General features: G+C 35.9%; 24 protein-coding genes. 9 read left to right on the top strand and 15 right to left on the bottom strand.

The features are described 5' to 3' along the window. Positions 1-29: 29 nt before the first annotated feature. Together HW347_RS05240 and HW347_RS05235 are read right to left on the bottom strand one after the other, a co-directional pair. On the bottom strand, positions 30-794 hold the full coding sequence (locus HW347_RS05240) for a TIGR02757 family protein (RefSeq protein WP_214610883.1): 765 nt from the start codon (positions 792-794) through the stop codon (positions 30-32). A 27-nt stretch (positions 795-821) separates the two neighbouring features. Further along, positions 822-1,514: an ABC transporter ATP-binding protein gene (locus HW347_RS05235; protein WP_214610882.1), complete on the bottom strand. Its 693-nt coding sequence runs from the start codon at positions 1,512-1,514 to the stop codon at positions 822-824. A gap of 209 nt (positions 1,515-1,723) precedes the next feature. Here HW347_RS05235 and folE point away from each other — a divergent pair, with 209 nt between their 5' ends. The 5 genes from folE (at position 1,724) to HW347_RS05210 (ending at position 5,545) form a co-directional block, all read left to right on the top strand. Further along, positions 1,724-2,323, top strand: a complete 600-nt coding sequence (folE, locus tag HW347_RS05230) for a GTP cyclohydrolase I FolE (protein WP_214610881.1) — start codon at positions 1,724-1,726, stop codon at positions 2,321-2,323. A 98-nt stretch (positions 2,324-2,421) separates the two neighbouring features. Next, complete coding sequence (locus tag HW347_RS05225; RefSeq protein WP_214610880.1) at positions 2,422-2,727, top strand: hypothetical protein; 306 nt, start codon at positions 2,422-2,424, stop codon at positions 2,725-2,727. Positions 2,728-2,900: 173 nt separating this feature from the next. Continuing rightward, on the top strand, positions 2,901-4,121 hold the full coding sequence (locus tag HW347_RS05220) for a sulfite oxidase (RefSeq protein WP_214610879.1): 1,221 nt from the start codon (positions 2,901-2,903) through the stop codon (positions 4,119-4,121). Beyond that, positions 4,122-4,610 (top strand): monoheme cytochrome C, encoded by a 489-nt coding sequence (locus HW347_RS05215; protein ID WP_214610878.1) that lies wholly within the window; start codon positions 4,122-4,124, stop codon positions 4,608-4,610. Positions 4,611-4,648: 38 nt separating this feature from the next. Beyond that, on the top strand, positions 4,649-5,545 hold the full coding sequence (locus HW347_RS05210; RefSeq protein WP_214610877.1) for a sterol desaturase family protein: 897 nt from the start codon (positions 4,649-4,651) through the stop codon (positions 5,543-5,545). Between the two features lie 35 nt (positions 5,546-5,580). Here the strand turns inward: HW347_RS05210 and HW347_RS05205 are convergent, their stop codons facing one another. The 9 genes from HW347_RS05205 to HW347_RS05165 all read right to left on the bottom strand — a co-directional run bounded on the left by HW347_RS05205 (position 5,581) and on the right by HW347_RS05165 (position 14,034). Then, the gene (locus HW347_RS05205) at positions 5,581-6,138 is read right to left on the bottom strand and encodes a type 1 periplasmic binding fold superfamily protein (protein ID WP_214610876.1); all 558 of its coding nucleotides are present in this window, start codon (positions 6,136-6,138) and stop codon (positions 5,581-5,583) included. 26 nt (positions 6,139-6,164) lie between these two features. Further along, positions 6,165-8,558: a TonB-dependent receptor gene (locus HW347_RS05200; RefSeq protein ID WP_214610875.1), complete on the bottom strand. Its 2,394-nt coding sequence runs from the start codon at positions 8,556-8,558 to the stop codon at positions 6,165-6,167. Positions 8,559-8,628: 70 nt separating this feature from the next. After that, positions 8,629-8,883 (bottom strand): hypothetical protein, encoded by a 255-nt coding sequence (locus tag HW347_RS05195; protein ID WP_214610874.1) that lies wholly within the window; start codon positions 8,881-8,883, stop codon positions 8,629-8,631. A 109-nt stretch (positions 8,884-8,992) separates the two neighbouring features. Beyond that, entirely contained in the window at positions 8,993-9,307 is a 315-nt protein-coding gene (locus HW347_RS05190) for a DUF6787 family protein (RefSeq protein WP_214610873.1), read from the bottom strand. Between the two features lie 30 nt (positions 9,308-9,337). Beyond that, a complete protein-coding gene (locus tag HW347_RS05185) occupies positions 9,338-9,796 on the bottom strand; it encodes a DUF6146 family protein (protein WP_214610872.1) in 459 nt (152 codons plus the stop codon). A 102-nt stretch (positions 9,797-9,898) separates the two neighbouring features. Continuing rightward, entirely contained in the window at positions 9,899-10,531 is a 633-nt protein-coding gene (locus tag HW347_RS05180) for a DUF937 domain-containing protein (protein ID WP_214610871.1), read from the bottom strand. 261 nt (positions 10,532-10,792) lie between these two features. Next, positions 10,793-11,743: a D-2-hydroxyacid dehydrogenase gene (locus HW347_RS05175; RefSeq protein ID WP_214610870.1), complete on the bottom strand. Its 951-nt coding sequence runs from the start codon at positions 11,741-11,743 to the stop codon at positions 10,793-10,795. 108 nt (positions 11,744-11,851) lie between these two features. Then, positions 11,852-12,916, bottom strand: a complete 1,065-nt coding sequence (gene serC, locus HW347_RS05170; protein ID WP_214610869.1) for a 3-phosphoserine/phosphohydroxythreonine transaminase — start codon at positions 12,914-12,916, stop codon at positions 11,852-11,854. 77 nt (positions 12,917-12,993) lie between these two features. Continuing rightward, positions 12,994-14,034: an acyl-CoA reductase gene (locus HW347_RS05165; protein ID WP_214610868.1), complete on the bottom strand. Its 1,041-nt coding sequence runs from the start codon at positions 14,032-14,034 to the stop codon at positions 12,994-12,996. Between the two features lie 129 nt (positions 14,035-14,163). Between HW347_RS05165 and HW347_RS05160 the strand changes: the two genes are divergently transcribed. After that, positions 14,164-14,517: a 4Fe-4S dicluster domain-containing protein gene (locus tag HW347_RS05160; protein WP_214610867.1), complete on the top strand. Its 354-nt coding sequence runs from the start codon at positions 14,164-14,166 to the stop codon at positions 14,515-14,517. 330 nt (positions 14,518-14,847) lie between these two features. On the opposite strand, the gene HW347_RS05155 is transcribed toward HW347_RS05160, so the two are convergent. From HW347_RS05155 to HW347_RS05145, 3 genes are read right to left on the bottom strand one after another with little or no spacing between them, the layout of a single operon-like run. Continuing rightward, entirely contained in the window at positions 14,848-17,991 is a 3,144-nt protein-coding gene (locus HW347_RS05155; RefSeq protein ID WP_225901827.1) for a TonB-dependent receptor, read from the bottom strand. 20 nt (positions 17,992-18,011) lie between these two features. After that, on the bottom strand, positions 18,012-19,007 hold the full coding sequence (locus HW347_RS05150) for a FecR family protein (RefSeq protein ID WP_214610866.1): 996 nt from the start codon (positions 19,005-19,007) through the stop codon (positions 18,012-18,014). A 55-nt stretch (positions 19,008-19,062) separates the two neighbouring features. Beyond that, complete coding sequence (locus HW347_RS05145) at positions 19,063-19,641, bottom strand: RNA polymerase sigma factor (protein WP_214610865.1); 579 nt, start codon at positions 19,639-19,641, stop codon at positions 19,063-19,065. A gap of 282 nt (positions 19,642-19,923) precedes the next feature. Between HW347_RS05145 and ychF the strand changes: the two genes are divergently transcribed. The 3 genes from ychF to HW347_RS05130 all read left to right on the top strand — a co-directional run bounded on the left by ychF (position 19,924) and on the right by HW347_RS05130 (position 24,273). Further along, positions 19,924-21,018 carry a redox-regulated ATPase YchF gene (gene ychF, locus HW347_RS05140; RefSeq protein ID WP_214610864.1) on the top strand — a complete coding sequence of 365 codons (1,095 nt, stop codon included), beginning with the start codon at positions 19,924-19,926 and terminating at the stop codon, positions 21,016-21,018. 251 nt (positions 21,019-21,269) lie between these two features. Then, positions 21,270-23,531 (top strand): ATP-dependent helicase, encoded by a 2,262-nt coding sequence (locus HW347_RS05135; RefSeq protein ID WP_449668866.1) that lies wholly within the window; start codon positions 21,270-21,272, stop codon positions 23,529-23,531. A 121-nt stretch (positions 23,532-23,652) separates the two neighbouring features. Then, positions 23,653-24,273: an L-threonylcarbamoyladenylate synthase gene (locus tag HW347_RS05130; protein WP_214610862.1), complete on the top strand. Its 621-nt coding sequence runs from the start codon at positions 23,653-23,655 to the stop codon at positions 24,271-24,273. A 90-nt stretch (positions 24,274-24,363) separates the two neighbouring features. Here HW347_RS05130 and HW347_RS05125 read toward each other — a convergent pair whose 3' ends face one another. Continuing rightward, positions 24,364-25,218, bottom strand: coding sequence for an OmpA/MotB family protein (locus tag HW347_RS05125; RefSeq protein ID WP_214610861.1), 855 nt, complete (start codon positions 25,216-25,218; stop codon positions 24,364-24,366). Between the last annotated feature and the right edge of the window lie 96 nt (positions 25,219-25,314).

Genomic DNA, 25,314 nt, shown 5'->3' with positions numbered 1-25,314 from the left:
TAATGTTCTTATGTATTTTTGTTATTATTTTAAAATTTCTCAAAAACACCTAATCCAAAAAGGGCGAAGTCATATTTTACAGGGTCTATCGGGTCCAGTTTTCGTAAGTTTTTATCCAGTTCGGCAAGAGCTTTGGCATCATTTTGTTTGCGGGTAAGTAGCTTCAATTTCCTGCCTACATTTCCAGAATGAACATCTAAAGGACATGATAGTTGACTGGGAGTAATAGTTTTCCAAATCCCAAAATCTACAGAGGTAGTATTGGGCCTTACCATCCATCGTAAAAACATATTAATGCGTTTCGCAGCAGAACCCTTCAAAGGGTCGCTTACGTGTTTTTGGGTTCGTGAAGGATGTGGTAGTTCAAAAAATATTTTCTTAAAGCCAGAAATAGCAGTTTGCATGTTTTGTCCTGTAGCGTGCTTAGCAAAAACAGCTTCCAGTCCGTCATGATTAATATAGATATTTTGAAGGCTTTTTATGAAGTAGCCTAAATCCTCACCATTAAAAGTTCGGTGTACAAATGTAGATAGCTCTTCATTGTTATCCTCTGTATATTCTAGGACGTAATCGTAAGGTGAATTGCCCATGAGATCCATAAGTTTATTGGCATTGTTAATAATGCTCTTACGATTACCCCAAGCAATGGTTGCTGTAAGAAATGCGCTTATTTCAATATCTTCTTTGCGAGAGAATTTATGGGGAATTTGAATGGGGTCCGTCTCCAAGAACTTTGGATGCTCATATTCTAATACCTTGGCGTCCAAAAATTGCTTCAGTTCGGTGCGGTTCATTCCGTGTAAAAATTAAGTAAAATTAGCTTAGAGTTCCGGAGTATCAAGAACCACTTGTTTATTGACGATTAAGCCGTCTACCATGGTCAGCTTCCTGTCTGCCATGTCTGCCAACTGCTCATTATGAGTAACTATAACAAACGTTTGTCCAAATTCATCACGCAGCTCAAAGAAGAGTTTATGAAGATTATCGGCGCTTTCAGAATCTAGGTTTCCGCTAGGCTCATCGGCAAAAATAATAGAAGGGTCGTTTACTAATGCACGTGCCACTGCTACACGTTGTTGTTCTCCACCAGAGAGTTCGTTAGGCTTGTGATTATATCGTTCGGATAACCCTAAAAAATCTAATAATTGCTTAGCTTTTGCTTCGGCCTGAGCTTTAGGTGTGTTTTTTATAAAGGCAGGAATGCAGACGTTTTCAAGTGCTGTAAATTCTGGAAGTAACTGATGAAATTGAAAAATAAAACCAATATGTTCATTTCTAAACTTCGCCAAATTTTTATCGGACAGTGTGGTTACTTCGGTACCGTTAATCAAAAGCGCGCTATCAGACGGGTTAGATTGAACGTCCAAAGTACCTAAGATTTGTAATAAAGTCGTTTTTCCTGCTCCTGAGGCACCAACAATAGAAATAACTTCTCCTTTTTTAATATGAAGGCCTACGCCTTTTAGAACTTCTAAATCGCCGTAAAACTTTTTAATATTATTGGCCTTAATCATATATTTTGATTCTTAATCCGTGTGAATTTCATCGAAAAAACTAATACGAAACTTTCTTGGATGGTAAAAGTAATGAAAATTGATGTTTACAGACAGATGTGTTGAGAAGCTGTTTTTGACACAAAAAGATTAAATTGGCAGATTGGTATAGAAAGCTATACTTTTGTTCACTATTTTTGCACATACAATAAACAAAACAAGAAACCTTTATGGTACCTTATAAAAATTTTGAGGAATATAATATGGAAATCACAACGGAGGTCAAAGACCGTTTTTCAAAAATTATAGATGGAATAGGAGAGGATGTCACTCGAGAGGGTTTGGTGAAAACACCTGAAAGAGCAGCCAAAGCTATGCTTTTTCTAACGCAAGGCTACCAACAAGATGCTGTAGAAATTCTTAAAAGCGCCATGTTCAAAGAAGATTATGATGATATGGTCATCATTAAGAATATAGAATTGTATTCGCTTTGCGAACATCATATGTTGCCTTTCTTTGGTAAAGCACATGTGGCATACATTCCAAATGGTCATATTGTAGGTTTAAGTAAGATTCCACGTGTGGTAGATGTTTTTGCGCGTCGTTTGCAGGTACAAGAACGTCTTACGCATGATATTCTGGAGTGTATTAATAGTACTTTAAAGCCTAAAGGTGTTGCGGTAGTAATAGAAGCATCGCATATGTGTATGATGATGCGTGGGGTTCAAAAGCAGAATTCTGTCACCACAACATCCGGATTTAGAGGGCAATTCGAAAAAATTGAAACTCGGAATGAGTTTTTAAAATTAATAAGCTCAGATTTATCTTAAGAACTTTTTAAATAATGCCCCTTCTAAAGGGGTGTTTTCTTTGGAATATTTTTTGGCATTCTTATTGCTTTTAGTAATAAGAATAAACACTTTCCATTATGTCAAAAGATAAAGACGAAAAATATAAAAAACTACTCATAAGCTTGCTTTTTGATGGCATAGGCATGCTTTCGTTTGCCATTCCGTTTATAGGTGAATTTTCTGATATTGTTTGGGCGCCGCTAGCTGGTTGGCTCATGACCCGTATGTACAAAGGGAAAATTGGACAGGGTGCAGGTATCGTTACTTTCTTAGAAGAGATTATTCCTGGTTTAGATGTCATACCCACTTTTACGCTCATGTGGCTGTATACCTATGTTTTCAAAAAATCTAAAGAAACGGAAACAATAGAGGTTAGTGCTTAATTCTTTCTTTACGACATTAAATTCTCTGTATGGTTAGTTTTTATGCAGCACTATATATGCCTATGAATTCTGTAGGTTTTTAAATATCCTTAAAAAACAATTAAATTTAGGACATAGCACAGAGGGATATACTAAATATCTATAACTTTGAGTGTAATCCAGACCTAAATTTTATGCAAAGAAGAAAGTTCATAGGGAAAGCAGCACTTGCATCCTTAGCAAGTATTGTTGGAGCTGATATTGTGTATGGCTCAAAAATGGCAGAGAATTATATTCCATTGGCGCTGCAAGACCCGGACCCTTTTAAATTATTCAATAAAGACAAGGAAATGGTTGTTTTGAACGACAAGCCATGGAATATGGAGGCTCAGGCCCATTTGTTAGATGATAAAATCACGCCTAACAAGTATATTTTTGTTCGTAATAACGGACTGATACCGGAAGAAATAGACGTAAATAACTGGACACTTACCATAGACGGCGAATCTGTCAAGGAAAAGAAAACCTACACCTTAGACGAGCTTAAATCAAAATTTAAACAACATACTTATCAGTTAACGCTAGAATGCGGAGGTAATGGCAGAAGTGAGTTTGATCCACCAGCCAAAGGAAACCAGTGGACAATAGGAGCTGTTTACTGTGCTAGTTGGACGGGTATTAGACTTCGTGATGTGCTTGAAGATGTTGGTATAAAAGATGATGCGGTATATTTTGGTTATCACGCTGCAGATATTCATTTAAGTAGAGACCCTGCAAAAGAGCCCATTTCGCGAGGTGCGCCAATGGCAAAAGCACTTCAAGATGAAACTATATTGGCATTTAAAATGAATGGGGAAGATATTCCTTTGGCGCACGGTTATCCACTTCGTGTGGTTGCTGGGGGGTGGCCAGCTTCGGTTTCCGGTAAATGGTTGCAGAGAATAAGTATTAGAAATATAGTGCATGACGGTACTAAAATGACGGGTACCGCATACCGTGTTCCTTGTAAACCGGTTGCTCCTGGTTCTAAAGTAGCAGATGAGGATATGTGTATCATAGAATCTATGCCGGTAAAATCATTGATTACCTACCCAAAATCTGGCGCCACTATTTCTAAAGGAAAAACATTGACTATTAGAGGCCATGCATGGGCAGGTGAGTTGCAGGTTGCTAAAATGGAGTATTCCATAGATTTCGGTGCTACTTGGAAAACATGTATGCTAGATAAACCTGCTAACCGTTTAGCATGGCAACATTTTTCTGCAGACGTAGATTTTCCGCAAGAAGGGTACTATGAAGTTTGGGCAAAGGCCACCGATTCTAATGGTGTTGCTCAACCTATGTTACTTCCTGGTTGGAATCCAAAAGGATATTTAAATAATGCTTGTCATAGAATAGCTGTAAAAATCGCATAGATGAAAAAGCAAAATCATGACAAACTAAAAAAGGATTTTAGGAGTTTCTATAAAGTACTTATGATCGCTTGCGCTAGTATTGGTGTTTTCGTCGTTGCGCTAATGTATTTGATAAAAAATCCTGATGTATCTATTTTCAAGAGTTCTGAGCCCAATTCAGAAATAGTTGCTGTGCCTGTTGAAGAAGAGGGTTTAGATAAAGTAGAAAACGGCATTCACGTGCGTACCGGTTTTGTTGAAGCTCCTGGAATGATGGAGACCGTTCAAAATTGCACCAATTGCCATTCTGCCAAACTTGTCATTCAGAACAGAATGAACAAAGAGCGATGGAAATCAACAATTAAATGGATGCAAGAAACCCAAAATTTATGGGACTTAGGAAAAAATGAAGATATTATCATAGATTATCTGGTTACGAATTACCCACCTCAAAAGAAGGGGAGAAGAGAGGTTCTTTCTAATATTGATTGGTATGAATTGAAAGATTAAGTTTCCTTTTTCGACTGATATGATAAATGCCTTTAGCAATGGAAAAATACTTTAATGCATTTCTAGATTCCCTAATGGGGACTCTTAATTGGACATGGAAATCTATCCTGTTTGACGTGCCTTGGTATACCAATTATTTCTGGGGAATTATAGTGCTTTCTGTATTGGTTTGGATTCTTGAAATTTCTTTTCCTTGGCGTAAAAATCAGGCGGTATTTAGAAAGGATTTTTGGCTGGATGCTTTTTATATATTTTTCAATTTCTTTCTTTTTGTAATTGCTATAAGTGGATTTTATAAATTATTGGAGTTAATGTTTTTAGATATCGGAATACCATCTGATACTTTAACTCTTATCAACCTGCAAGAGTGGCCTCCATTTTTGCAATTATTAGTCTTTTTTGTGCTACTAGATTTTGTTCAATGGTTTACACATATGTTACTCCATAGATATGCTTTTTTATGGGAGTTTCATAAGGTTCACCATAGCGTAAAAGAAATGGGTTTTGCAGCCCATATGCGGTACCATTGGATGGAGAATTTATTTTACAAGCCCCTTAAAACTTTTGCAGTAATGGTGTTGGGAGGTTTTGAACCTGAGCAAGCTTATATTGTTCATTTTTTCGCTATTGCAATAGGGCATCTTAATCATTCTAATATAAAACTTACTTGGGGTCCTTTAAAGTACATTTTTAATAATCCGGTCATGCATTTGTACCATCATGCGTACGAGCTTCCGGAAGGAAAGAAGAATGGTGTAAACTATGGCATTAGCCTAAGCTTGTGGGATTATATCTTTAAAACTGATTATATCCCAGAAGATAGTGGTTTGGTTCCATTAGGGTATGAAGGTGATGATGAAATGCCTACTGGTTTTTTTGGTCAGCTTTTTCATGGTTTTCGATATAAAAAGAAAAACAAAAAGCCTTTAGTTTAAACTAAAGGCTTTTGAATTGCATTATAATTTATAGACTATTCCACTACTACCGTGAATGTCTGTGCAATGTCAGTTTCTCCACCTGCATCAGCTAAAGTACCGTCATTTGGTTTTGTAGGTTCATGACGTAAAGTTACTTGGATGGTTCCTTCACCAGCATCTCCTGTAACTAGTGTAAATGATAAGCCAATTGGGTTTCCATCACCATCAGTATCGCCATAAGTTGTTGATGCTATTGATCCACTTACGTTAAAGAAAAACTGGTGCTCATCAGATTCCTCAGCTACTTCTTCGGTAATATCTTCTGCTGGAGTTTCTGTTTCGTTCAATAATTCTATAGAACCGGTGTATGTTGTGTTTGCCGCTAGGTTTTCGACTGTGATTACGGGTGAATTTGGTCCATCACCATCTAAATCTTGAGATTGAAGGGAAACAGTATCTCCGTTTTCGCTTAAAAGGCTAATATTCATTGTGGTAATAACCTCTTCTTCATCAACAGCTTCAGGTGTGTTGTCGTCACTAGAACATGATGTTGCTACTGATGCTATTAAGCTTAATGCTAAAATTGTTTTCAAAATTTTGTTTGTTTTCATAGTTGTCATTTTTAGGTTAAATTATATTAATAGTTAAAAATTAGGCGTAGACTTACGTTCCTACCCATGTCGTCTACAAAATATCGTTGACGATTTAAGTAATCACGATAATTAGTATTCAATAGATTGGTAGCACTTAAGCCTACAGTTAAATCATTTTTGTTTTTAAGTGTAAAAGAAGCCTCTGTATTTAAGGATAAAAGGTGATAAGCATCTGGAGGAGTATTAATATCTAAAACCACGTTTTCTTGTAGTTGTGGCGAAAATACCTCTATATTAGAAGGGTATCTGGTTTGTTTAAACACATACTGACTTTCTAGATTTACCAGAAAATTATTCCACTTAGGATTTGTATAGGTAATGCTATTGGTGAAATTTGCGGCAGGCATATTTATTAATGGAACATCTGTTTCAATATCTGTTCCCTTTACCCAAGCAAACTTATGGTCTGTTCTAATATTAGAAGACCAGTTATTGTAAACTGAAGTGTCAACTCCTAATAAAACAGCATTTGTCTGACGATAAGCCCATACAGGAAAAGCTCCTCTAATGGTAAATTCTACACCTGTTGGTTCTAGAACTATGAAATCATCAATACTATTTAGGTATGGTGCTAAGGAATATCCCCATGTGCCGGTGTTCCGCTCTAAAGAAGCTGAAAACTTAGATGATGTTTCGCTCTTTATTCTTAAGTCTCCAAGTTCTATGCGTGCGGCCGAATGATGAAGGCCATCACTAAATAATTCTGATGGATTAGGAGCTCTTTGTGAAAAGGCATAATTAAATCGTAAATGGTCATTTTCATTAATTTCATAGTGAAAACCTGCAGTTCCAGAAAAATTATGGTAGTCAAAAACCGGATTTGTAAGCAGTTGTGTTCCTAAATCTTCCAGAACTATATTGGCATAATCTACATCGTATCCGCGTTCTTCCCAACGAGATTCTCTATAGAATTTCTTCGCATCAATTCTACTAAAGTCATATCTTGCTCCTGCATCTATTGTCCAATCTGTATTTAGTTCATAACTTCCAATTGCAAAAAATCCAAAATCATACTTATCGTAATCGGGAATTAACCTTCTTACCCCTGTATCCGGATTTGCAAAATTGGATTGAAATCTACCTAAACCGCCAACTTTTATATGTAAACCTTGTTTTGCATCAAAAGTTAAGTTCGATAGAACAGAATGCGTAGTTAATTGAAGGTCTAGAGAAGCCTTGTCAACATCATCTCCTACACGGATATCATACTCAAATCTCCTGTTTTTTTGAAAATCATACTGAATCGTCCATTTTCCAAAACCTTCAAATCTTCTGTAGTAACTTAGTTTTGCTAAATGATGAGTTACCTCTTGGTTAGGTTGGGTGATGTCATACGTGAAATCATTAATAATACTAGGTGTTTGACTGTTAATAGAAAGTATCAAATCATCTATATTTCCAATATGCGAGGCTCTTAATATTCCTACTTCTGAATTAAAATAGGAATAATAGCCTTCCCAGCCCTGAACAAAATCTCGCTTACCAAAATTTAGAGATAGGCCACTTTCTTTTATGCCTGTATTAGACAGAAGATAATCTGGAGCTTCTAAATCACCAAGTATTTTATATGAGCCTTGAGCCTTAATGTATAGACCGGATTTATATGACTTGGTCAATGATGATGTTATGTTGCCACCCCGCCCATTAGAGGAAAGATTCAGTTGGGTTTTGCCAAATAAAGAATCTGTTCTTACGACCGGTAAAGGCTCTAAAACAATAACCCCGCCAATGGCATCACCGCCAAATTCAATAGCCGCCGCACCTTTAATAACGCTAATGTTTTGGTTCGCGTTTACATCTACATTGGGTGCATGTTCTTCTCCCCATTCCATGTCTTGCATCCTAACATTATTGTTAAGGATTAAGATTCGGCTACCGTTTAACCCTTGAATTATGGGTTTTACAATGTTACCTCCAGTATTTAAGGTAGATACTCCAGGAATCTTTTTTAAGGCATCACCTAAGCTATTACCGCTATTGCGTTCCAAATCTTGCATGGAGAGAATATTTTCTTGTCCAGAATTTGTGTTTTTAGGAACATTGCCAACCACTTTTACTTCTTTCAGCTCCTCTAAGTGATGTTCTAATCTAATTTCAGAATAGGTATCGCCATTTATGGTGATAGTTACAAATTTGGTAGTACATTCTGGATGTGAAATTTCTAATTCCAACACTCCATTACAGAGGTTTTTGAAATTAAATTTTCCATTCTCATCGGATACTGTGGAGACATTTTTACCGGTAATACTAATAGTAGCATCACTCAACGCACTGTTGTCGTGGAAATCTACTATTTCTCCTAATAATATTGAATTGCAATCTTGAGCACAAATAGTTGAACTACAGAAGATTGCGAAAACATATAAATAATATTTCATTATATAAGTTTAGCGCAGATAGATATCGATTTAGAGATATAAATCGATTTATTTTTTTCAATGTGGAGTCCTAGCTTTGAAAAGGAGGGGGTCTGCCAAATTGGGCATATGGAAAGAAAAATGAAGGTGCATCAAAAACTAAAGACACAATTTTTCTATCCGCGTAAATAATAAGCGGTAAAAGAATCAATACCAAGAAAGCAACAAGAGTAAATTCAGAATTCTGATTCTGAATAGCTATATCGCAAATACTACAATTTTCTATAGAATCATCTGGGCTATCTTGATGAGTGTAGACGTGAAAAGAGGTAACCTTAATTAGCATAAGGCTAAACAATATAAATACGGAAAAATAGGTATATATTGAATTATTCACAGTGCTAAAATACTAAAAGAAGTAGAACTGAATGTTAAAGAAGACCTAACAAAAGCATTTAAAATAAAAAACCCAGTCCAATTCTTTTAAGCATCTTTTTTTCAAATGCCCAGAAGAATTTGAATTGTCCAAATAACCAGCCATAAATTACTAATAACACCTGATAAAAAGGAAAAATGATGAGAATTCGCAAAATCCAGTATAATGTTGTTCCCCACCATGCATCTGGAAAATTGGCTTGCTGTAAGCCAATTAAATTTAAAAAAGGTTTAGCCACAAGAACCGAAGAGGAGCCTGTAATGGAAAATACAATAAAAATAATGGTTAATTGAAAATTACTGGTAACGCCCCAGCGCTCTTTTAATTTTTGCATGATAATTATTGAAAGCGGCAAATATACTTTTTATATACGGGGTATGAAAGGTCCTAAGCGCTGATTGTATTTTCGTTGAAAATAAATAAAGTAATTATAGAGTTTATAATTCACTTCATAACCATAATCCGTATTGGGTTCGTAGTTTATTTGTTGCTCGTAAAGATTGGGGTCGTAACGCATAGGCTGCATTACTTTTAGGTTGTAATTGGCAACAAAAATCTGATTCCGACTTTCCATGTATGATTGTGAATAGAAATTGCGTGGTTTTGCAATACTCTGTAACCAGAAATTGAATCCTGGTTCAATGATTATAATCTCATATTCTTTAGCGTCGCTAGCAATTGTAATAGTGTCTCCTTCCTTTTGTTGAAAGGCGGCTTTTTCTTCATCAGAAATAGCAACAGCTTCTTTTGTACTGGAGCAACTACTCGCAATCAACAAGGTAAAAAGGCTAAGTGTTCCTAAAACTAAACATATCTTTTTCATAATCTGATTCTTAGTAGTATCGCAGCGACTGTTATACAAATTACAAAAAAAAGCCACTTGAATTAACAAGTGGCTTCAGTATAATATTTTATAATCTAGTTTTTACTTTCCAAAAAGACCACCTAAAAGGCCGCCAATACCACCTTTATTGCCACCAAGAGCCATAGAAGCAACATCGTCAAGAATACTACCATCACCATCAGAATCTAAAAACGATTCAATTAGAGACTGCTGTTGGTTGCCAGAGTCACCACCGCCCATAAAGCTACCTAGTAGATTTCCAATTCCGTTGGAATCGCTAACATTCTGTTCTTTTGATTGTTTACCTAAAAACCCTAAAAGAATAGGGGCAGCTACTTTTAATATAGTAGCAACAGAACCTGCGTCCATTCCAGATTTTTGACTTAACGCATTTTCTACAGTTGCTTGTTTACCGCCAAGAACGTGTCCTAATATTCCGGCGCCATCATCCATTACAGATTGATCTACGCCACCACTAAAAAGGCCACCAAGGTTATCTAAGATGCCTCCATCATGTTTTCCTGAAAGAGCACTCATTAATCCCTGTGCACCTTCTGGTGAAGCTGCGTTCTTTTTCATTGCTCCCATTAAGATTGGCAAAGCCATACTTAATACGCTACCTGTTTGATCGGTAGAATTACCGGTTTGGCTGGCTACGCCACTTATTAATTGTTTGCCCATTGGGCTGCCTAATAGGTCTAATAATCCTGACATAATGTTTAATGGTTTATGTTTGTTTAACAATTTACGAAAAAGTTTCTGTCAAAAATGAGAAATATTGAAAAGAACTCTTAAAATGACTGATCTTAATCTGATTAATTTAATTTTATATTATTTTGATTAACAGGTTTTTATCAAAAAAAATAGCTTGATAAAATGAGAGAAAAAAATCTACTGCTTACTGAGGATATCCTAAAAAACCTCGCTAAACAGTAAATTGTTCAACGAGGTTTTCTTTAAGGTATTGTATATGTCCTATTTTAAAAGGGTAATGATTTGTTCTGCTAACTCTATTCCTATTCTGCTTTGAGCTTCTCCAGTAGCAGCCCCAATGTGTGGCGTCATGGAAATGTTGGGGTGCATAAGTATTCTGATTTCCGGTTTAGGTTCGGACTCATAAACATCAAGACCGGCAAAAATAACATTGCCGTTCTCTAAAGCATCAACAAGGGCAACTTCATCCAAAACACCTCCTCGGGCAGCATTTATAATACCAACACCGGGCTTCATCAATTCAAATTCTTCTTTCCCAAGAACATAGTTCTTTTGTGCGGGAACATGAAGGGTAATGAAATCTGAAGTAGATACCAATTCTTCTTTGGTTTGCGATTCAAAATTGAACGTCACCGCTTGCCCATCAAAAAAGGGAACTTCAATAGAAGCTTTTTCTAGGTAAGGGTCATGGTAAATAACTTTCATGCCAATTCCCAAAGCTATTTTTGCCGTAGCCTGTCCTATCCTCCCAAAACCGATAATCCCTAAAGTCTTTCCGCGGAGTTCCGTTCCTGACCCATAAGATTTCTTCAGTTTCTTGAAATTGCTATCGCCTTCAAGTGGCATGTTTCTATTAGCATCGTGCAAATAGCGAACACCACCAAAAAGATGTGCAAAAACAAGCTCTGCTACCGATGAAGAAGATGCTTCAGGCGTATTAATGACAAATAAACCTTTTTTCTCAGCATATTCCACATCAATATTATCCATACCAACACCACCTCTTCCAATAAGTCTAAGGTTAGGGCAATTGTCAATAAGGTCTTTTCTCACTTGTGTAGCACTTCGTACCAATAATCCGGCTATTTCGTTTTCATTTATGAAATTTTGTAACTGCTCTTGGGCTACCGTAGTAGTTAGTACTTCAAAACCTGCGTTTTCGAGCGCTTTAATACCCGACTGGGCAATTCCATCATTTGCAAGTATCTTCATTCTATTCGGAAAATTTATTAGTGTTGCTATTACTCAAAAAGAGTCCGTTAGCCTTGTGCCAACGGACGCATTTTTTATTATTTAGTGAATTATGGTAAAAAAGTAATTTTACCCTTTTCTTTCCATTTCACTCATGATATCTACTAAGACGCCAACACTTTCTAATGAAAGAGCGTTGTACATAGAGGCGCGGTATCCACCAACAGAACGGTGACCGTTAATGCCATTAATGCCAGCTTCTTTACATTGGGCATCAAAAGTATCTTTTAATTTGTCGTTAGCTAAATTGAAAGTAGCGTTCATTATTGATCTATCTTCTGTCTTGGCAAAACCTTTAAACACAGGATTTAAATCAATTTCAGAGTAAATTAATCGTGCTTTCTTCTCGTTAATTTCTTCAATAGCGGCAATACCGCCAAGATTTTTCAACCATTCTAAAGTTAGCATAGAAGTATATACTGCAAAAACAGGAGGTGTATTGAACATGCTGTCTTTTGAAATATGCACTTGGTAATCTAGCATGCTAGGAATTTTTCTAGATACTTTTCCTAGAACATCATCTTTTACGACTACTAGCGTTGTTCCTGCTGGCCCCATATTTTTCTGCGCTCCAGCATAAATCAAATCAAATTGAGAAAAATCCATTTGACGCGAGAAAATATCAGAACTCATGTCACATATCAACGGCACATTGGTCGTTGGGAATTTTTTCATCTGCGTACCAAAAATGGTATTGTTAGAGGTAACGTGAAGGTAATCTAGGTCTTCAGGAACTGAATATCCTTTTGGAATATAATTGAAATTTTCATCTTTAGAAGAGCCTACTTCAACAATCTCACCAAACATTTTGGCTTCTTTAATTGCTTTTTCGCTCCAAGTACCTGTGTTAAGGTATCCTGCTTTTTTCTCTAATAGGTTATAGGCCGTCATTAAAAATTGCATGCTGGCACCACCTTGAAGAAATAGTGCTGTATAACCTTTTCCTTCAAGACCCAAAAGCTCAAGAGCAAGGCTACGAGCTTTTTCAATGACTTCAACAAAGTCTTTGCTTCTATGAGAAATCTCTATAAGGGAAAGTCCAGAACCGTTAAAGTCCATTATGGCTTCAGAAGATTTTAATAATACTTCCTGTGGCAGTATGCTAGGTCCGGCGCTAAAATTATGTTTTTTCATAAGAATTGTAAAAAAAATTAAGTGGTAAAGGTCTTGAATTTAAGGGGAAACAGGGCTAGTATTAACAAAAAATTCTATCAGTTTTTTAACAGGAAATCAACAGTGTCTACATTATCTGCATAGTCAGCAAGTGAGGGTTGTTGGGTCTGTCCAAAGGTTATTTCTCCCTCAACAATATTTTCACTAACAATACATTGCAGCTCATTGGCATCTGCAGTAAGGCGTTCTTTTAAAAGATTTAAACTCTCATAGCGCTCATAAAATAGGGAGGCGATAGGGGAGGAATAGCTTTTATCTTCTTTAAGAATCAGGAAGCCGTTATCTAATATCTTGAATTCTGACATCAGATAAACTGCTTTATTGTAATCATAATTATTAGAATATTTTACCTGGTCTACAATAGGGTGGTAGGAGTAAACAGCCTTAAAAAGCGTATCAAAATCATACGATTTTGGAACAAAAACTTTACTAACACTACGACATCCTAGTCCATAATACCTGAAAATATCCTCACCCAGAGCATTCAACTGTTCTTCTGATTCGTTTCCGGTCAATACAGCAATAGAGTTCCTGTTTTTTCTAATAATGTTGGGCACTTTATTAAAGTAATGCTCAAAATAACGCGAAGTATTGTTACTTCCTGTAGCTATAACTGCATCAAAACCTTCCATTTTACCATCTGCAATTTTAATGGTGTCTTTAAAAGCAGGTTCTATGGAAGATAGGTAATCTTTTATAAATAAGATTAGTGCGTTGTCATTAGAAGACAATTTCGCAAAAACTTTGTTACCGGTTATAAGTACACATAGCAAATCATGAAAACCAACTAGCGGAATGTTTCCTGCCATGATCAATGCCACGGTTTTTGGTTTATTCTGACTTAAATTATAGGGTTCCAACCAAGCAGAAAGTTGTTCTTCCGTTAGTAATTCTCCCCAACTTTTGATAGCATGGGTGACATTTTCTCTAGTAAACCAACCATTTTTGTGTTTGGAAAGGGTGACGGCTTCGTCTAATTTGATAGACCATTCGTCATTTGGTGTTTCCAATGTAACAAACTCTCTAAGAAAGTGGCCGAGTTTAACAAATGCAATAAAAGTTTTGTGATGGTCGTTCATATATTTGTTCAAAATTGTATTCCGAAGTACCTTTGTGCAAAAGTAAGAATACTGAATTGATTTTTGCTTTCACGATTAAAATGAAATATAACGAACGGGTTAAAGGCCGTTCAGCTTAATAAAAATAATATGGCAATAGTTATAACGGATGAATGTATTAATTGCGGAGCTTGTGAGCCGGAATGTCCGAACACTGCAATTTATGAAGGAGCAGACGAATGGCGCTACAACGATGGCACCTCTTTAGAGGGTGATGTTGTGCTTCCTGATGGTAAGGCTGTGAACGCAGACGAGGTACAAGAACCTATTAGTGATGAGATTTATTACATTTCACCAGATAAGTGTACAGAATGTATGGGCTTTCATGAAGAGCCACAATGTGCAGCGGTATGCCCTGTAGATTGTTGTGTGCCTGATGAAGACCATGTAGAGTCTGAAGAAACGCTATTAGCGAAGCAAAAATTCATGCATCCTGACGGTTAGAATATTAAAATAATTTTTCAGTCGAAAGACATAGAATAAAAACCCGGGCAATGCTCGGGTTTTTTGTTTCCCTATTTCGGCTATTTACACAAGGGTTTAGAAGCTGTTATACCATTTTTTAGGCTCACATAGGCCAATAGTGTCTTTACCCTAAAATGAGCTTGTGTAGATGTATTTATATAATGAGTATTTATGCCAGTATTCATAGAAATAAATTTTTTAAATCAAAGCCAAGCGCTTTGAATATTATATTTTGAATTATCTGTATAAAAAAAGCTGCCTGGTTACAGGCAGCTTTAGCTAAAACAAAAATACACTTAAACTCAAAAATTAGAACTTATAGTTCAACGATAAGTTAAACATCGTTCCTAATTGACTGAAATGGTAACCATCATAAGTCATTTGAGAATATCTTTGGTTGAAAGTAATTAAGTTAGATTGGTTTTGAACCTGCGCTGGGTCAGCAAGAATAGCATTACCTGCAGCGTTTTTAGATTGAAAACTCCACTCAGGCAACACATCAAATATGTTGTTGACATTTAATGCAATCGTAAATTTTTCAGTCGCATTAAAATTAATTCCCAAGTCGGTTACAACGTTTGGTGTAAATTCAGTAAATAAATTCTCGTCTAAACCTTGTTGTTGAAATTTAGTCTTTCCGAAATACGTATTATTCAAAGAGAAACCGAATTTATTGATATCGTAGTTAATTCCAAAAATCCATTTTGTTTCCGGACGCGAAGTAAAGAACAAAGCTTCTTGAGTACCGTTAACTACAGACTGACCTGAATTTGCTACTAAATCAATATCCTTAACAGGACCATCAAGTTCGTTCTGAATCGTATAGTTTCCAGATAGATTTAAATCTAAACTACCTGCTCCAAGCGCAATACCTTTGTAGGCAAGAACAACATCTACACCAGATGTTTTGGTGTCAATAGCATTAGAGAAAAAGCTAACATCACTTAAGTTATTGCTTGCTAAAAGAATATCTAATGGGTTAGTAGGATCTCCACTACCTCCAATTTCATTTCCTAATACAATTCTATCTTCTACAGCAATATTGTAGTAATCAAAAGTATAGCTTAATTTATTCCCGATTTTTCCACCAAAACCTACTGTAAAGTTAGTAGAAGTTTCTGCATCTAATTGTGGAATACCAAGAAGTTTAGCTTGTGTAGATACGTTGTTTATCAAACCACCCACTTGAATACCTTGTCCTGGCACAAAACTATATTGTGCTTTTTGGGTATAAATTTGGTGTAAGGTAGGAGCTCTAAAACCAGAAGAGATAGAACCTCTTAATGTAAATGCATCAGCTACTTTGTAACGGGTACTGAACTTGTAAACAAAAGCATTACCAAAATCAGAATAGTTTTCTGTTCTAATAGTACCACTTAATAGGAAGGCATCAGTTACATCGTAATCTAAGCTCAAGTAACCACCAATATTATAACGATTGAATTTACCTGAGTTTTGAGGAGCTGCTCCAGCAAATGAATCTGCACCACCGCCATCATAAGAAGCTAATTCACCTTCTATAATTTCAAATGTTTCTGTTCTAAACTCAGCACCAACACCAATACTTATTTTGTCAGATAATAATCTTGATATATCAATGTTACCAACATTATGTGAAAAACTTGTTCCTCCTGGATTAAATGATTGCTGGCTGTTTTCTCTGTATAATTCAGTAGGTTCAAATCCCTCTCCTACATCAGCAATTCCGTTTTCATTGGCATCCACAAAAGTTGGTGCAAAAACTGCATTTCTGTTATGAGTATTACTTACTTTATAAGTTTGCGTATTTCCACCAGTAGTGAAACTAGCGTCAATATTCCAATCATTTATAGTTGATTTGAAACCAATGGTAGCATTGTAATCGCTAAGTAAACCTTCAAAAGTTGGTAAATAACCGTCATATCCTCCAGGAGTATTAGGATTTTCTCCAGGGAAAAAATCAGCTAAATAAGAAAAATAATCTAATCCATCTATATCACCAGCATTTGCTGCATCAGCACGTCTCCAATATGGTGTTCTGTAGTTAGCAAAACTATTTACAGATTTGTAGACATAAGCTGCATTACCATATAATGAAGTATTTTCACTTAAATCATAACCTAAGTTTACTGAGAATTTAGCTGCAGCAGTTTCTGGCGAACCATTTATATTTCCGGCATCAGGCGTTCTAGATAAAAACTCCTGTACATCTGCAATATCAGCGCCAAAATCAGCCGCCTCACCAGCTGCATTTACCGTACCTGGTCTGTTCGCTTGGTTTACTTTTGATAAATCTATAGTATAATTTATAAAACCTTTATCGTCTCCAATGGTAGACCCATTGTTAGCCGCAACACCAAACATCTCTCCATCACCTTCTGAAGTAATTCCTGTACGAATTGTAGCAGAACCTTCATTAGGGGTGTCTTTTAAGATAATATTCATTACACCTGCAATTGCATCAGAACCGTATTGAGCAGAAGCACCATCTCTTAATATCTCTACTCTTTTGATTGCATCTGTAGGTATCGCAGAAATATCCGCACCTGTTTCACCACGTCCTGGAGAGGTTTGTGTATAAAGCAAGGCGCTTAAGTTTTTACGTTTACCGTTAATAAGGATCAAAGTTCTACTTGGTCCCATGTTACGAATTTCATAAGGATCTAGTAAAGAAGTTGCATCGTTTACTGGTGTTTGAACCGTATTAAATGATGGAATCCTGTACTGCAAAGCTTTGTCAAAAGTTGCTTGACCTGTAGAAGTCAATTCTTTTACACCAACAACATCAACTGGTAAAGGTGTATCAGCATTACTTCTAGGAGCAGTTCTAGAACCTACTACTACAAACTCTTCTAATTGCACACCTTCACTTAGTGATACGTTAACAACAGATTTACCTGACACCTTTTTTTCCTTGGTAGGAAAGCCAATGTAACTAAATACCAAAGTGGCATCTGCTGCAGCATCAATAGTGTAGTTACCATCAAAATCAGATGTAGTTCCATTGGTCGTACCTTTTTCGACAACATTAACACCTGCTAATGGATTACCATCTTGATCTTTAATATTACCTGTTATTGATTGCTGTAATATGGACAAATCTTTAACAGTACTAAATTTCAAAGTATTAAGAGAGAGTTTATTAAGTTTTACTTTCTCTGCTTTCTTGTGGTAAACCACGTAGTAGTTATTACCCAAATACTCAAAATCAAAACTTGTTTTACTTTCAAGTTTGTTTATAATTTTATTGAGTTTACTATATCTATACTCTTCAGGATCTAAATTTTCTCCAGATATAAGACTAGCATTGTAAGTAAAATAAACTTTATGCTTTTTGCTTATATCAGTAAGAAAATCGGACAGAGCAACATTCTCTTCCACTTCCATGGTAATGTTGTTTTCTGATGCCTGAACCTGCACAGTTCCTATTGCTAGGCTTGCAGTTAACAGTGTTTTCATAATAGTTTTTCTCATAATCATCATTTAATTTTTAGTTAGTTCTTAAATATTAGTAGTCTTTTGTCTTTAACGACAATTCTAGTCCCAGTCGATTTTTCTATTGCTGACAAACAAATTTTGAGATTTTGATTAGGGATGCCCCCGGTTAGTTTTTGGTCTTTAAGTTCTTCGTCAATGAATTCTGTTTTCATTCCATATGCCTGCTCTACATTTTTCATAACCTCATATACTGTGGTGTTATTGAAAATATAAGTTCCTTCGCGCCATAAAGAGTATGAAAGGTCTTGGGTTACTTTGTCATGTGTTATTGCTTTATCGTCTTTAGAGTAGGAAACCAACTCACCTGGTATCATCTTTTGGGTAGTGCCATCGTCCAATAAAAGTTCTATAGAACCCTCATCTAAAAGAACACCGGTTTTATTATCTCTTGTACTTACATGGAACTGTGTTCCAAAGACTTCAACTTTTAAATCTTTCGTATTTACCCAAAATTTAGCTTTCGTAGATGGTATAGATTTTACTTTAAAATAAGCCTCTCCTGATAAGTTTATATTACGTGGGGATGTTTTATCATATGAAATTTCAGAATTTCCGTTTAAAACAACAGAAGTACCATCAGGTAGTTTTAAATCGATGATTTCACCAAATACCGTTTTATGGGTTACTGTGGTGTTAGTAGGCAAAAAACTATAACCGAAAGTTACCATAAGGACTAGGACAGCGGTAATTGCAATATATTTGAATGCTTTTGAAGTAATTTTTTTGCTTTTAGGACTATTTTTTTCTGGCTCTAGCTGAGCTAGCACATGACTAAGCTCCCTTTCAATTTTACTTTCAGAAAGTTTGGTTTTATCAAACTGAATACCTAAAACTATTGCCTTAGCATTAAATACGGTTTCTATTTTATCAGGGTGCTTCTCAATCCAATTGTTCCAGAAGGCTACATCGTTTTGATTTTGGTTCTTGGCCCAATTCACAAACGAAATATCGTCTATAAGAATCTCTAAAAGGGAAAGGTTTTGTTTACTCATAAAAATGGTCTTCATTAATAAAGAGACCATCTTATATTATTTATACCCTATTTTTTTAAGTTTTTTTTAAAACAGCAGAAATTTCGTGGTCTAGTATCTCGCTTCGCAACTTGGTAAATGCTTTCTGCAGCGTATTAAGGACACTTTGATAGGAGATATCCATAACTTCTGCAGTGTCCTCAATAGATAGTCCACTGTAGTATTTTAAATACACTACTTCCCGTTGCCTTGTAGATAGGGAGTTGAGTAGGATTACTAGGGTAGTGTTCTTTGTGTTGCTTATTTCTTGTTCAATTTTTAATTCTTCGGGTGAAAATCCAAAGGATTGACTAGACTCTAAACTTTCTTCAAAAGAAGTAAAAAGGCGTTCTTTTTTAAGACTTTTTAAGACAGCTCTTCTGAATGATATAAATAAATAAGATTTTACATTATTAACTTCGCCTAAATTTCTTCTATTTTTATGTAAGTAAATAAAAAAGCTTTGGAGACAATCTTCAGTAATAAATTGATCAGAAGATATTTTCAAACCATAACTATATAATTGTGAATAGTAGGTTTTGAATAATGAAGAAAAGGCATTTTTATCACCTTCGATAAATAATTGCCACAAAGGTTTTTCAGAAGAAGTGTTCATATTCTATATCTGTCCAGACCATAAATATATATAATCATTATTAAAATTATGTTAAATGAAATAATAAAATCAGCAAACATAACAATTAATTAAATATGTGGTAATGATACACTTATTTAACTGAGTATTGTTTAATGTTAAATAGTATAGTTGAAAAGAGATGATTTAGAGTGATAAGTGAGGGAGAGACTTTTATTAAAAATACCAATTCAAAAAGTTATCTTTGCAGCCTATTTTAGAAGACCTTTTAAATTTATTCAAACTTTAATTACAATTTTCAAGATGAAAGCAGGTATTGTAGGATTGCCAAATGTAGGAAAATCAACTCTTTTCAATTGTCTTTCCAACGCCAAGGCGCAAAGTGCCAATTTTCCTTTTTGCACAATAGAGCCTAATATAGGAGTGGTAAATGTTCCGGATGCTCGATTGCAAAAACTAGAGACTTTGGTAGACCCAGAACGCGTTTTACCTGCAACGGTTGAAATCGTTGATATTGCTGGTTTGGTAAAAGGAGCAAGTAAGGGTGAAGGATTAGGAAATCAGTTTCTGGGGAACATTCGTGAAACCGACGCTATTTTGCATGTTTTACGTTGTTTTAATGATGATAATATTATTCACGTAGATGGTTCTGTTGACCCAATCAGGGATAAAGAGACCATTGATATGGAATTACAACTAAAAGATTTAGAAACAGTAGATAAAAAACTGGACAAGGTAAAACGTGCTGCTAAAACGGGTAACAAAGAAGCCCAAAAAGAAGAAGCCGTTCTATTAAAGTTGAAAACAGGTTTAGAAGCAGGTACTTCAGTTCGTGCTATTGAATTGTCTAAAGATGATAGAGAAGAATTTGTAAAGCCATTACAGTTTATTACAGATAAACCTGTAATGTACGTTTGTAATGTAGATGAAGATGCTGCAGCAACAGGAAACGAATATGTTGATAGAGTAAAGGCTGCTGTTGCCCAAGAAGATGCAGAAGTAGTTGTTCTAGCTGTTGGAACAGAGGCAGATATTACTGAACTAGAAACTTACGAAGAACGTCAAATGTTTTTGGAGGATCTTGGTTTAGAAGAACCAGGGTCTGCAAAATTGATTCGTGGTGCTTATAAATTATTAAATTTAGAAACCTATTTCACGGCTGGTGTAAAGGAAGTACGAGCTTGGACTATTCCTGTTGGTGCAACTGCCCCACAGGCCGCTGGTGTAATTCATACGGATTTTGAGAAAGGTTTTATTCGTGCAGAGGTTATTGCTTATAATGACTATGTGGAATTTGGTAGCGAAACTAAGGTAAAGGAAGCTGGTAAAATGCGTGTTGAGGGTAAAGAGTACATTGTTAAAGATGGCGATGTAATGCACTTTAGATTCAACGTATAGTATTCAATATAGCTATGACTATTTGTTAAGTTGGTAGCAAAATAATATTTGAAGACCACATGAGTATATCTTATGTGGTCTTTATTTATAAATAGGCTTCCTGTTTATAAAAGAAATCAACATCATTTTAGGATAAGCCTATTTATGGTTAAATTCACAATTCTAAAAAACACTCTAGTAAATTGAAGAATTTCATAGATGAATTGAACGATGCCCAAAGAGCACCCGTTCTACATAAAGATGGACCGCTAATGGTTATTGCAGGAGCTGGGTCAGGTAAAACCAGGGTTCTTACCTATCGTATAGCGTATTTAATGCAGCAAGGTGTTGACCCTTTCAATATTCTGGCATTAACTTTTACCAATAAGGCGGCACGTGAAATGAAAGAGCGTATAGCCAAGATTGCGGGTAGGTCGGAGACTAAAAACCTTTGGATGGGTACGTTTCACTCCGTTTTTGCCAAGTTGCTACGGTTTGATGGCGATAAACTGGGTTTTCCTAGCAATTTCACTATTTACGATACGCAAGATTCGCAACGGCTACTGGCTTCCATTATTAAGGAAATGGGTCTTGATAAGGATATTTATAAGTACAAACAGGTACAGAATCGTATCTCTTCATTTAAAAACAGTTTAATAACCGTTAAGGCTTATTTAAAAGATCCTGATTTGGTAGAGGCAGATGCCATGGCCAAACGACCTAGAATAGGTGAGATATATCAGAATTACGTAGACCGTTGTTTTAAAGCAGGTGCCATGGATTTTGATGATCTTTTACTTCGTACGAACGAACTTTTAAATCGTTTTCCTGAAGTATTGGCCAAGTACCAAGATAGGTTCCGATATATTTTGGTTGATGAGTACCAAGATACCAACCACTCGCAATACCTTATTGTAAAAGCACTAGCAGATCGTTTTCATAACATTTGTGTGGTGGGAGATGATGCGCAGAGTATTTATTCGTTTCGTGGGGCGAATATTAGTAACATATTAAACTTTCAGAAAGATTATGATAATGTGGGCATGTATCGCCTAGAACAGAATTATAGGTCTACAAGAAATATAGTAAATGCGGCAAACTCAATTATCGCAAAAAACAAAGAGCAGCTAGAGAAAATAGTTTGGACGTCAAATGATGATGGTTCTAGCATAAAAATACATCGTAGTACAACTGATGCCGAAGAAGGTAGGTTTGTGGCTGGTTCTATTTGGGACCACAAGATGAACGAGCAATTGGGTAATGGTGAATTTGCTATACTCTACCGTACCAACTCGCAATCACGTGCTATGGAAGATGCGCTAAGAAAGCGTGATATTCCTTACCGTATTTACGGTGGACTTTCTTTTTATCAGCGAAAAGAAATAAAGGATGTATTGAGTTATTTGCGATTGGTCATTAATCCTAAAGATGAAGAAGCCCTTAAGCGAATTATCAATTTTCCAGCAAGGGGTATCGGTCAAACTACTTTAGACAAATTAACGGTAGCCGCCAATCATTATAACCGTTCTATTTTTGAGGTGATTCAAAACCTTGATAAAATTAACCTGAAAATAAATGCTGGTACGCAACGAAAGCTGCAGGACTTTACCACCATGATTCAAAGTTTTCAGGTCATGAACCAAACTGCGGATGCTTTTGTTATGGCGGAGCATGTGGCTAAAAAATCGGGTATTCTTTTAGAGTTTAAAAAAGATGGAACTCCCGAAGGTATTGGCAAAATGGAGAATATCGAAGAGCTACTCAACGGTATTAAAGATTTTGTTGAAGGGCAGATGGAAATTGCCGATGCTACAGGAAGCATAGGTGAATTTCTTGAAGATGTAGCCTTGGCAACGGATTTGGATAATGATAAAGGTGATGATGACCGTGTGGCCCTTATGACCATTCACTTGGCTAAGGGACTTGAGTTTCCATATGTTTATATTGTAGGTATGGAGGAAGATTTATTCCCTTCCGGAATGAGTATGAACACGCGAAGCGAACTGGAAGAGGAACGAAGGTTATTCTATGTGGCGCTTACGCGTGCTGAGAAACAAGCATATCTTACCTATACTCAAAATAGATACCGATGGGGTAAGTTGATAGACGCAGAACCTAGTCGATTTTTAGAGGAAATAGATGAGAAATATGTAGAAAACCTCACACCAATCGATACAGGTTACCGTTATAAGCCACTTGTAGATAACGATATTTTTGGTGAGATTGATAAGAGTAGGTTGCGACAGGGTAAACCTACTAAAGGAACACCACCGCCTAGCAGTAAAAAACCTAATGAAGGTCAACTCAGAAAACTGAGGAAATTAAAACCAGAACTTGCTACTCCTATAGGGAATACCAATGAGGTAGATCCAAATTTAGCAGAGGGTAGTATTATTAATCATACTCGTTTTGGCCGTGGAAAAGTAATTAAAATAGAAGGCGTAGGGAATGACCGAAAAGCGGAAATTCAGTTTATAAAAGGGGATATTAAAAAGCTATTGCTTCGTTTTGCGAAGTTGGAGGTCATTTCGTAAGACGAGTTTTAGAATATATTTTATCTTTTCTTCTGAAGTTACTTTTATTTTATCAGCTATTAGAAATAGTAATTACTTTTATGTAAAAGTGTATATATTAGAAATTGATTAGTTTAAAACTATGGCGGAATTTATTAAAATATACGAAGAGAATCCAAACCCTAAAGAAATAAAGCGGGTAGTGGATGTTTTGCGAAAAGGTGGTTTGGTTATTTATCCAACAGATACTGTTTACGGTTTGGGTTGTGATATAACTAACTCGCGAGCGTTGGAAAAGATAGCCCGCATCAAAGGTATAAAATTAGCCAAGGCTAATTTTTCTTTTATCTGTGCAGATTTAAGTAACCTCTCCGACTATGTTCGGCAAATAGATACGGCTACTTTTAAAATACTCAAAAGGGCGCTGCCAGGGCCGTATACTTTTATTCTTCCCGGTAATACAAACCTGCCTAAGGACTTTAAAAAAAAGAAGACTGTAGGAATTAGAGTTCCGGCTAACGCTATAGCACAAGCTCTTGTAGAAGGTCTTGGGAACCCTATTGTATCAACTTCTATACATGATGAAGATGATTTACTGGAATATACGACAGATCCTGAGCTTATTTTTGAAAAGTGGGAAAACTTAGTGGATATAGTAATTGATGGTGGCTACGGAGATAATGTAGCCTCAACTGTAATTGATCTATCTGATGGGGAACCCCAAGTTATTAGAGAGGGTAAAGGAGATATTGATATACTTTAAGAAGAAGTAGAGTCTCGGAAATCTGAAATTTGAACATAAAAAAACCGCAACTTATAAAGTTGCGGTTTTTATTTATGCTATGATTACTGCTTATTTATTGATAGCAGGGTCATTCATACCTTCTTCGATCATACTGTAGAACTGATCAATTTTTGGAAGAACAACAATACGAGTTCTTCTGTTTTTAGATTTTTCAGTTGTAGAAACAGGAATAAATTCCGCTCTACCTGCAGCTGTCATACGCTTAGGATCAACATTGTAATCGTTCTGTAAAATTCTAACTACTGCTGTAGCACGTTTTACACTTAAATCCCAGTTGTCCAAAAGAACACCGTGTCTTCCGTAAGGTACATCATCAGTATGCCCTTCTACCATGAATTCAAAATCTGGCTTGTTGTTTACAACCTGTGCAACTTTACCAAGTATTTCTTTTGCTCTGCTAGTAACATTATAGCTACCACTGCTAAACAATAGTTTATCAGATATAGAAACAAAAACAACACCTTTTTCAACGCTAATTTGGATGTCTTCGTCATCTAAGTTGCCCAAAACACCTTTTAAGCTCTGTACCAAAGAAAGGTTTACAGAATCTCTTCTAGTGATGGCATCTTGTAATTTACGTATCGTAAGATCTTTCTCTTGTAAGCTTTCTAAAGATTTTTCAAGATTCTCGGCACCTTTTGAAGTCAAGGTAGTCAAGTTCCCCATGTTATTAATCAACTCTTGATTATTAGCTTTTAAAAATGCGTTTTGATCTTGTAACGTTTTAAGTCTAGAACCGGTAGTAGCCTTTTCTTCTAAACAATCGTTCAATTTAACCGTTGCGGAATTTAAAAGATCTTGTGCTTCTTTATGTTTTGATTCTAAATCAGTATACTTTTTTTGTGATACACACGAAGACAACAACATGGTCACTCCTAAACAGCCTAAAATTAATTTTTTCATAATGAGAGTTACTAAGTATTTAATGATTGTTATTTGATTTTTTAACTAATGTCAATAAGAGACAAAATTAGATAATCGCCAAAGGTAGTATTTGTA

Source organism: Zobellia barbeyronii, assembly GCF_018603515.1.
GTDB lineage: Bacteria > Bacteroidota > Bacteroidia > Flavobacteriales > Flavobacteriaceae > Zobellia > Zobellia barbeyronii.
This window is presented reverse-complemented; position numbering and strand designations above follow the sequence as displayed.

Coding starts and splice junctions, on each gene's coding strand:
- HW347_RS05240 (WP_214610883.1), bottom strand. CDS start 794: ATGAACCGCACCGAACTGAAGCAATTTTTGGACGCCAAGGTATTAGAA.
- HW347_RS05235 (WP_214610882.1), bottom strand. CDS start 1,514: ATGATTAAGGCCAATAATATTAAAAAGTTTTACGGCGATTTAGAAGTT.
- folE (WP_214610881.1), top strand. CDS start 1,724: ATGGTACCTTATAAAAATTTTGAGGAATATAATATGGAAATCACAACG.
- HW347_RS05225 (WP_214610880.1), top strand. CDS start 2,422: ATGTCAAAAGATAAAGACGAAAAATATAAAAAACTACTCATAAGCTTG.
- HW347_RS05220 (WP_214610879.1), top strand. CDS start 2,901: ATGCAAAGAAGAAAGTTCATAGGGAAAGCAGCACTTGCATCCTTAGCA.
- HW347_RS05215 (WP_214610878.1), top strand. CDS start 4,122: ATGAAAAAGCAAAATCATGACAAACTAAAAAAGGATTTTAGGAGTTTC.
- HW347_RS05210 (WP_214610877.1), top strand. CDS start 4,649: ATGGAAAAATACTTTAATGCATTTCTAGATTCCCTAATGGGGACTCTT.
- HW347_RS05205 (WP_214610876.1), bottom strand. CDS start 6,138: ATGAAAACAAACAAAATTTTGAAAACAATTTTAGCATTAAGCTTAATA.
- HW347_RS05200 (WP_214610875.1), bottom strand. CDS start 8,558: ATGAAATATTATTTATATGTTTTCGCAATCTTCTGTAGTTCAACTATT.
- HW347_RS05195 (WP_214610874.1), bottom strand. CDS start 8,883: ATGCTAATTAAGGTTACCTCTTTTCACGTCTACACTCATCAAGATAGC.
- HW347_RS05190 (WP_214610873.1), bottom strand. CDS start 9,307: ATGCAAAAATTAAAAGAGCGCTGGGGCGTTACCAGTAATTTTCAATTA.
- HW347_RS05185 (WP_214610872.1), bottom strand. CDS start 9,796: ATGAAAAAGATATGTTTAGTTTTAGGAACACTTAGCCTTTTTACCTTG.
- HW347_RS05180 (WP_214610871.1), bottom strand. CDS start 10,531: ATGTCAGGATTATTAGACCTATTAGGCAGCCCAATGGGCAAACAATTA.
- HW347_RS05175 (WP_214610870.1), bottom strand. CDS start 11,743: ATGAAGATACTTGCAAATGATGGAATTGCCCAGTCGGGTATTAAAGCG.
- serC (WP_214610869.1), bottom strand. CDS start 12,916: ATGAAAAAACATAATTTTAGCGCCGGACCTAGCATACTGCCACAGGAA.
- HW347_RS05165 (WP_214610868.1), bottom strand. CDS start 14,034: ATGAACGACCATCACAAAACTTTTATTGCATTTGTTAAACTCGGCCAC.
- HW347_RS05160 (WP_214610867.1), top strand. CDS start 14,164: ATGGCAATAGTTATAACGGATGAATGTATTAATTGCGGAGCTTGTGAG.
- HW347_RS05155 (WP_225901827.1), bottom strand. CDS start 17,991: ATGAGAAAAACTATTATGAAAACACTGTTAACTGCAAGCCTAGCAATA.
- HW347_RS05150 (WP_214610866.1), bottom strand. CDS start 19,007: ATGAGTAAACAAAACCTTTCCCTTTTAGAGATTCTTATAGACGATATT.
- HW347_RS05145 (WP_214610865.1), bottom strand. CDS start 19,641: ATGAACACTTCTTCTGAAAAACCTTTGTGGCAATTATTTATCGAAGGT.
- ychF (WP_214610864.1), top strand. CDS start 19,924: ATGAAAGCAGGTATTGTAGGATTGCCAAATGTAGGAAAATCAACTCTT.
- HW347_RS05135 (WP_449668866.1), top strand. CDS start 21,270: ATGGTTATTGCAGGAGCTGGGTCAGGTAAAACCAGGGTTCTTACCTAT.
- HW347_RS05130 (WP_214610862.1), top strand. CDS start 23,653: ATGGCGGAATTTATTAAAATATACGAAGAGAATCCAAACCCTAAAGAA.
- HW347_RS05125 (WP_214610861.1), bottom strand. CDS start 25,218: ATGAAAAAATTAATTTTAGGCTGTTTAGGAGTGACCATGTTGTTGTCT.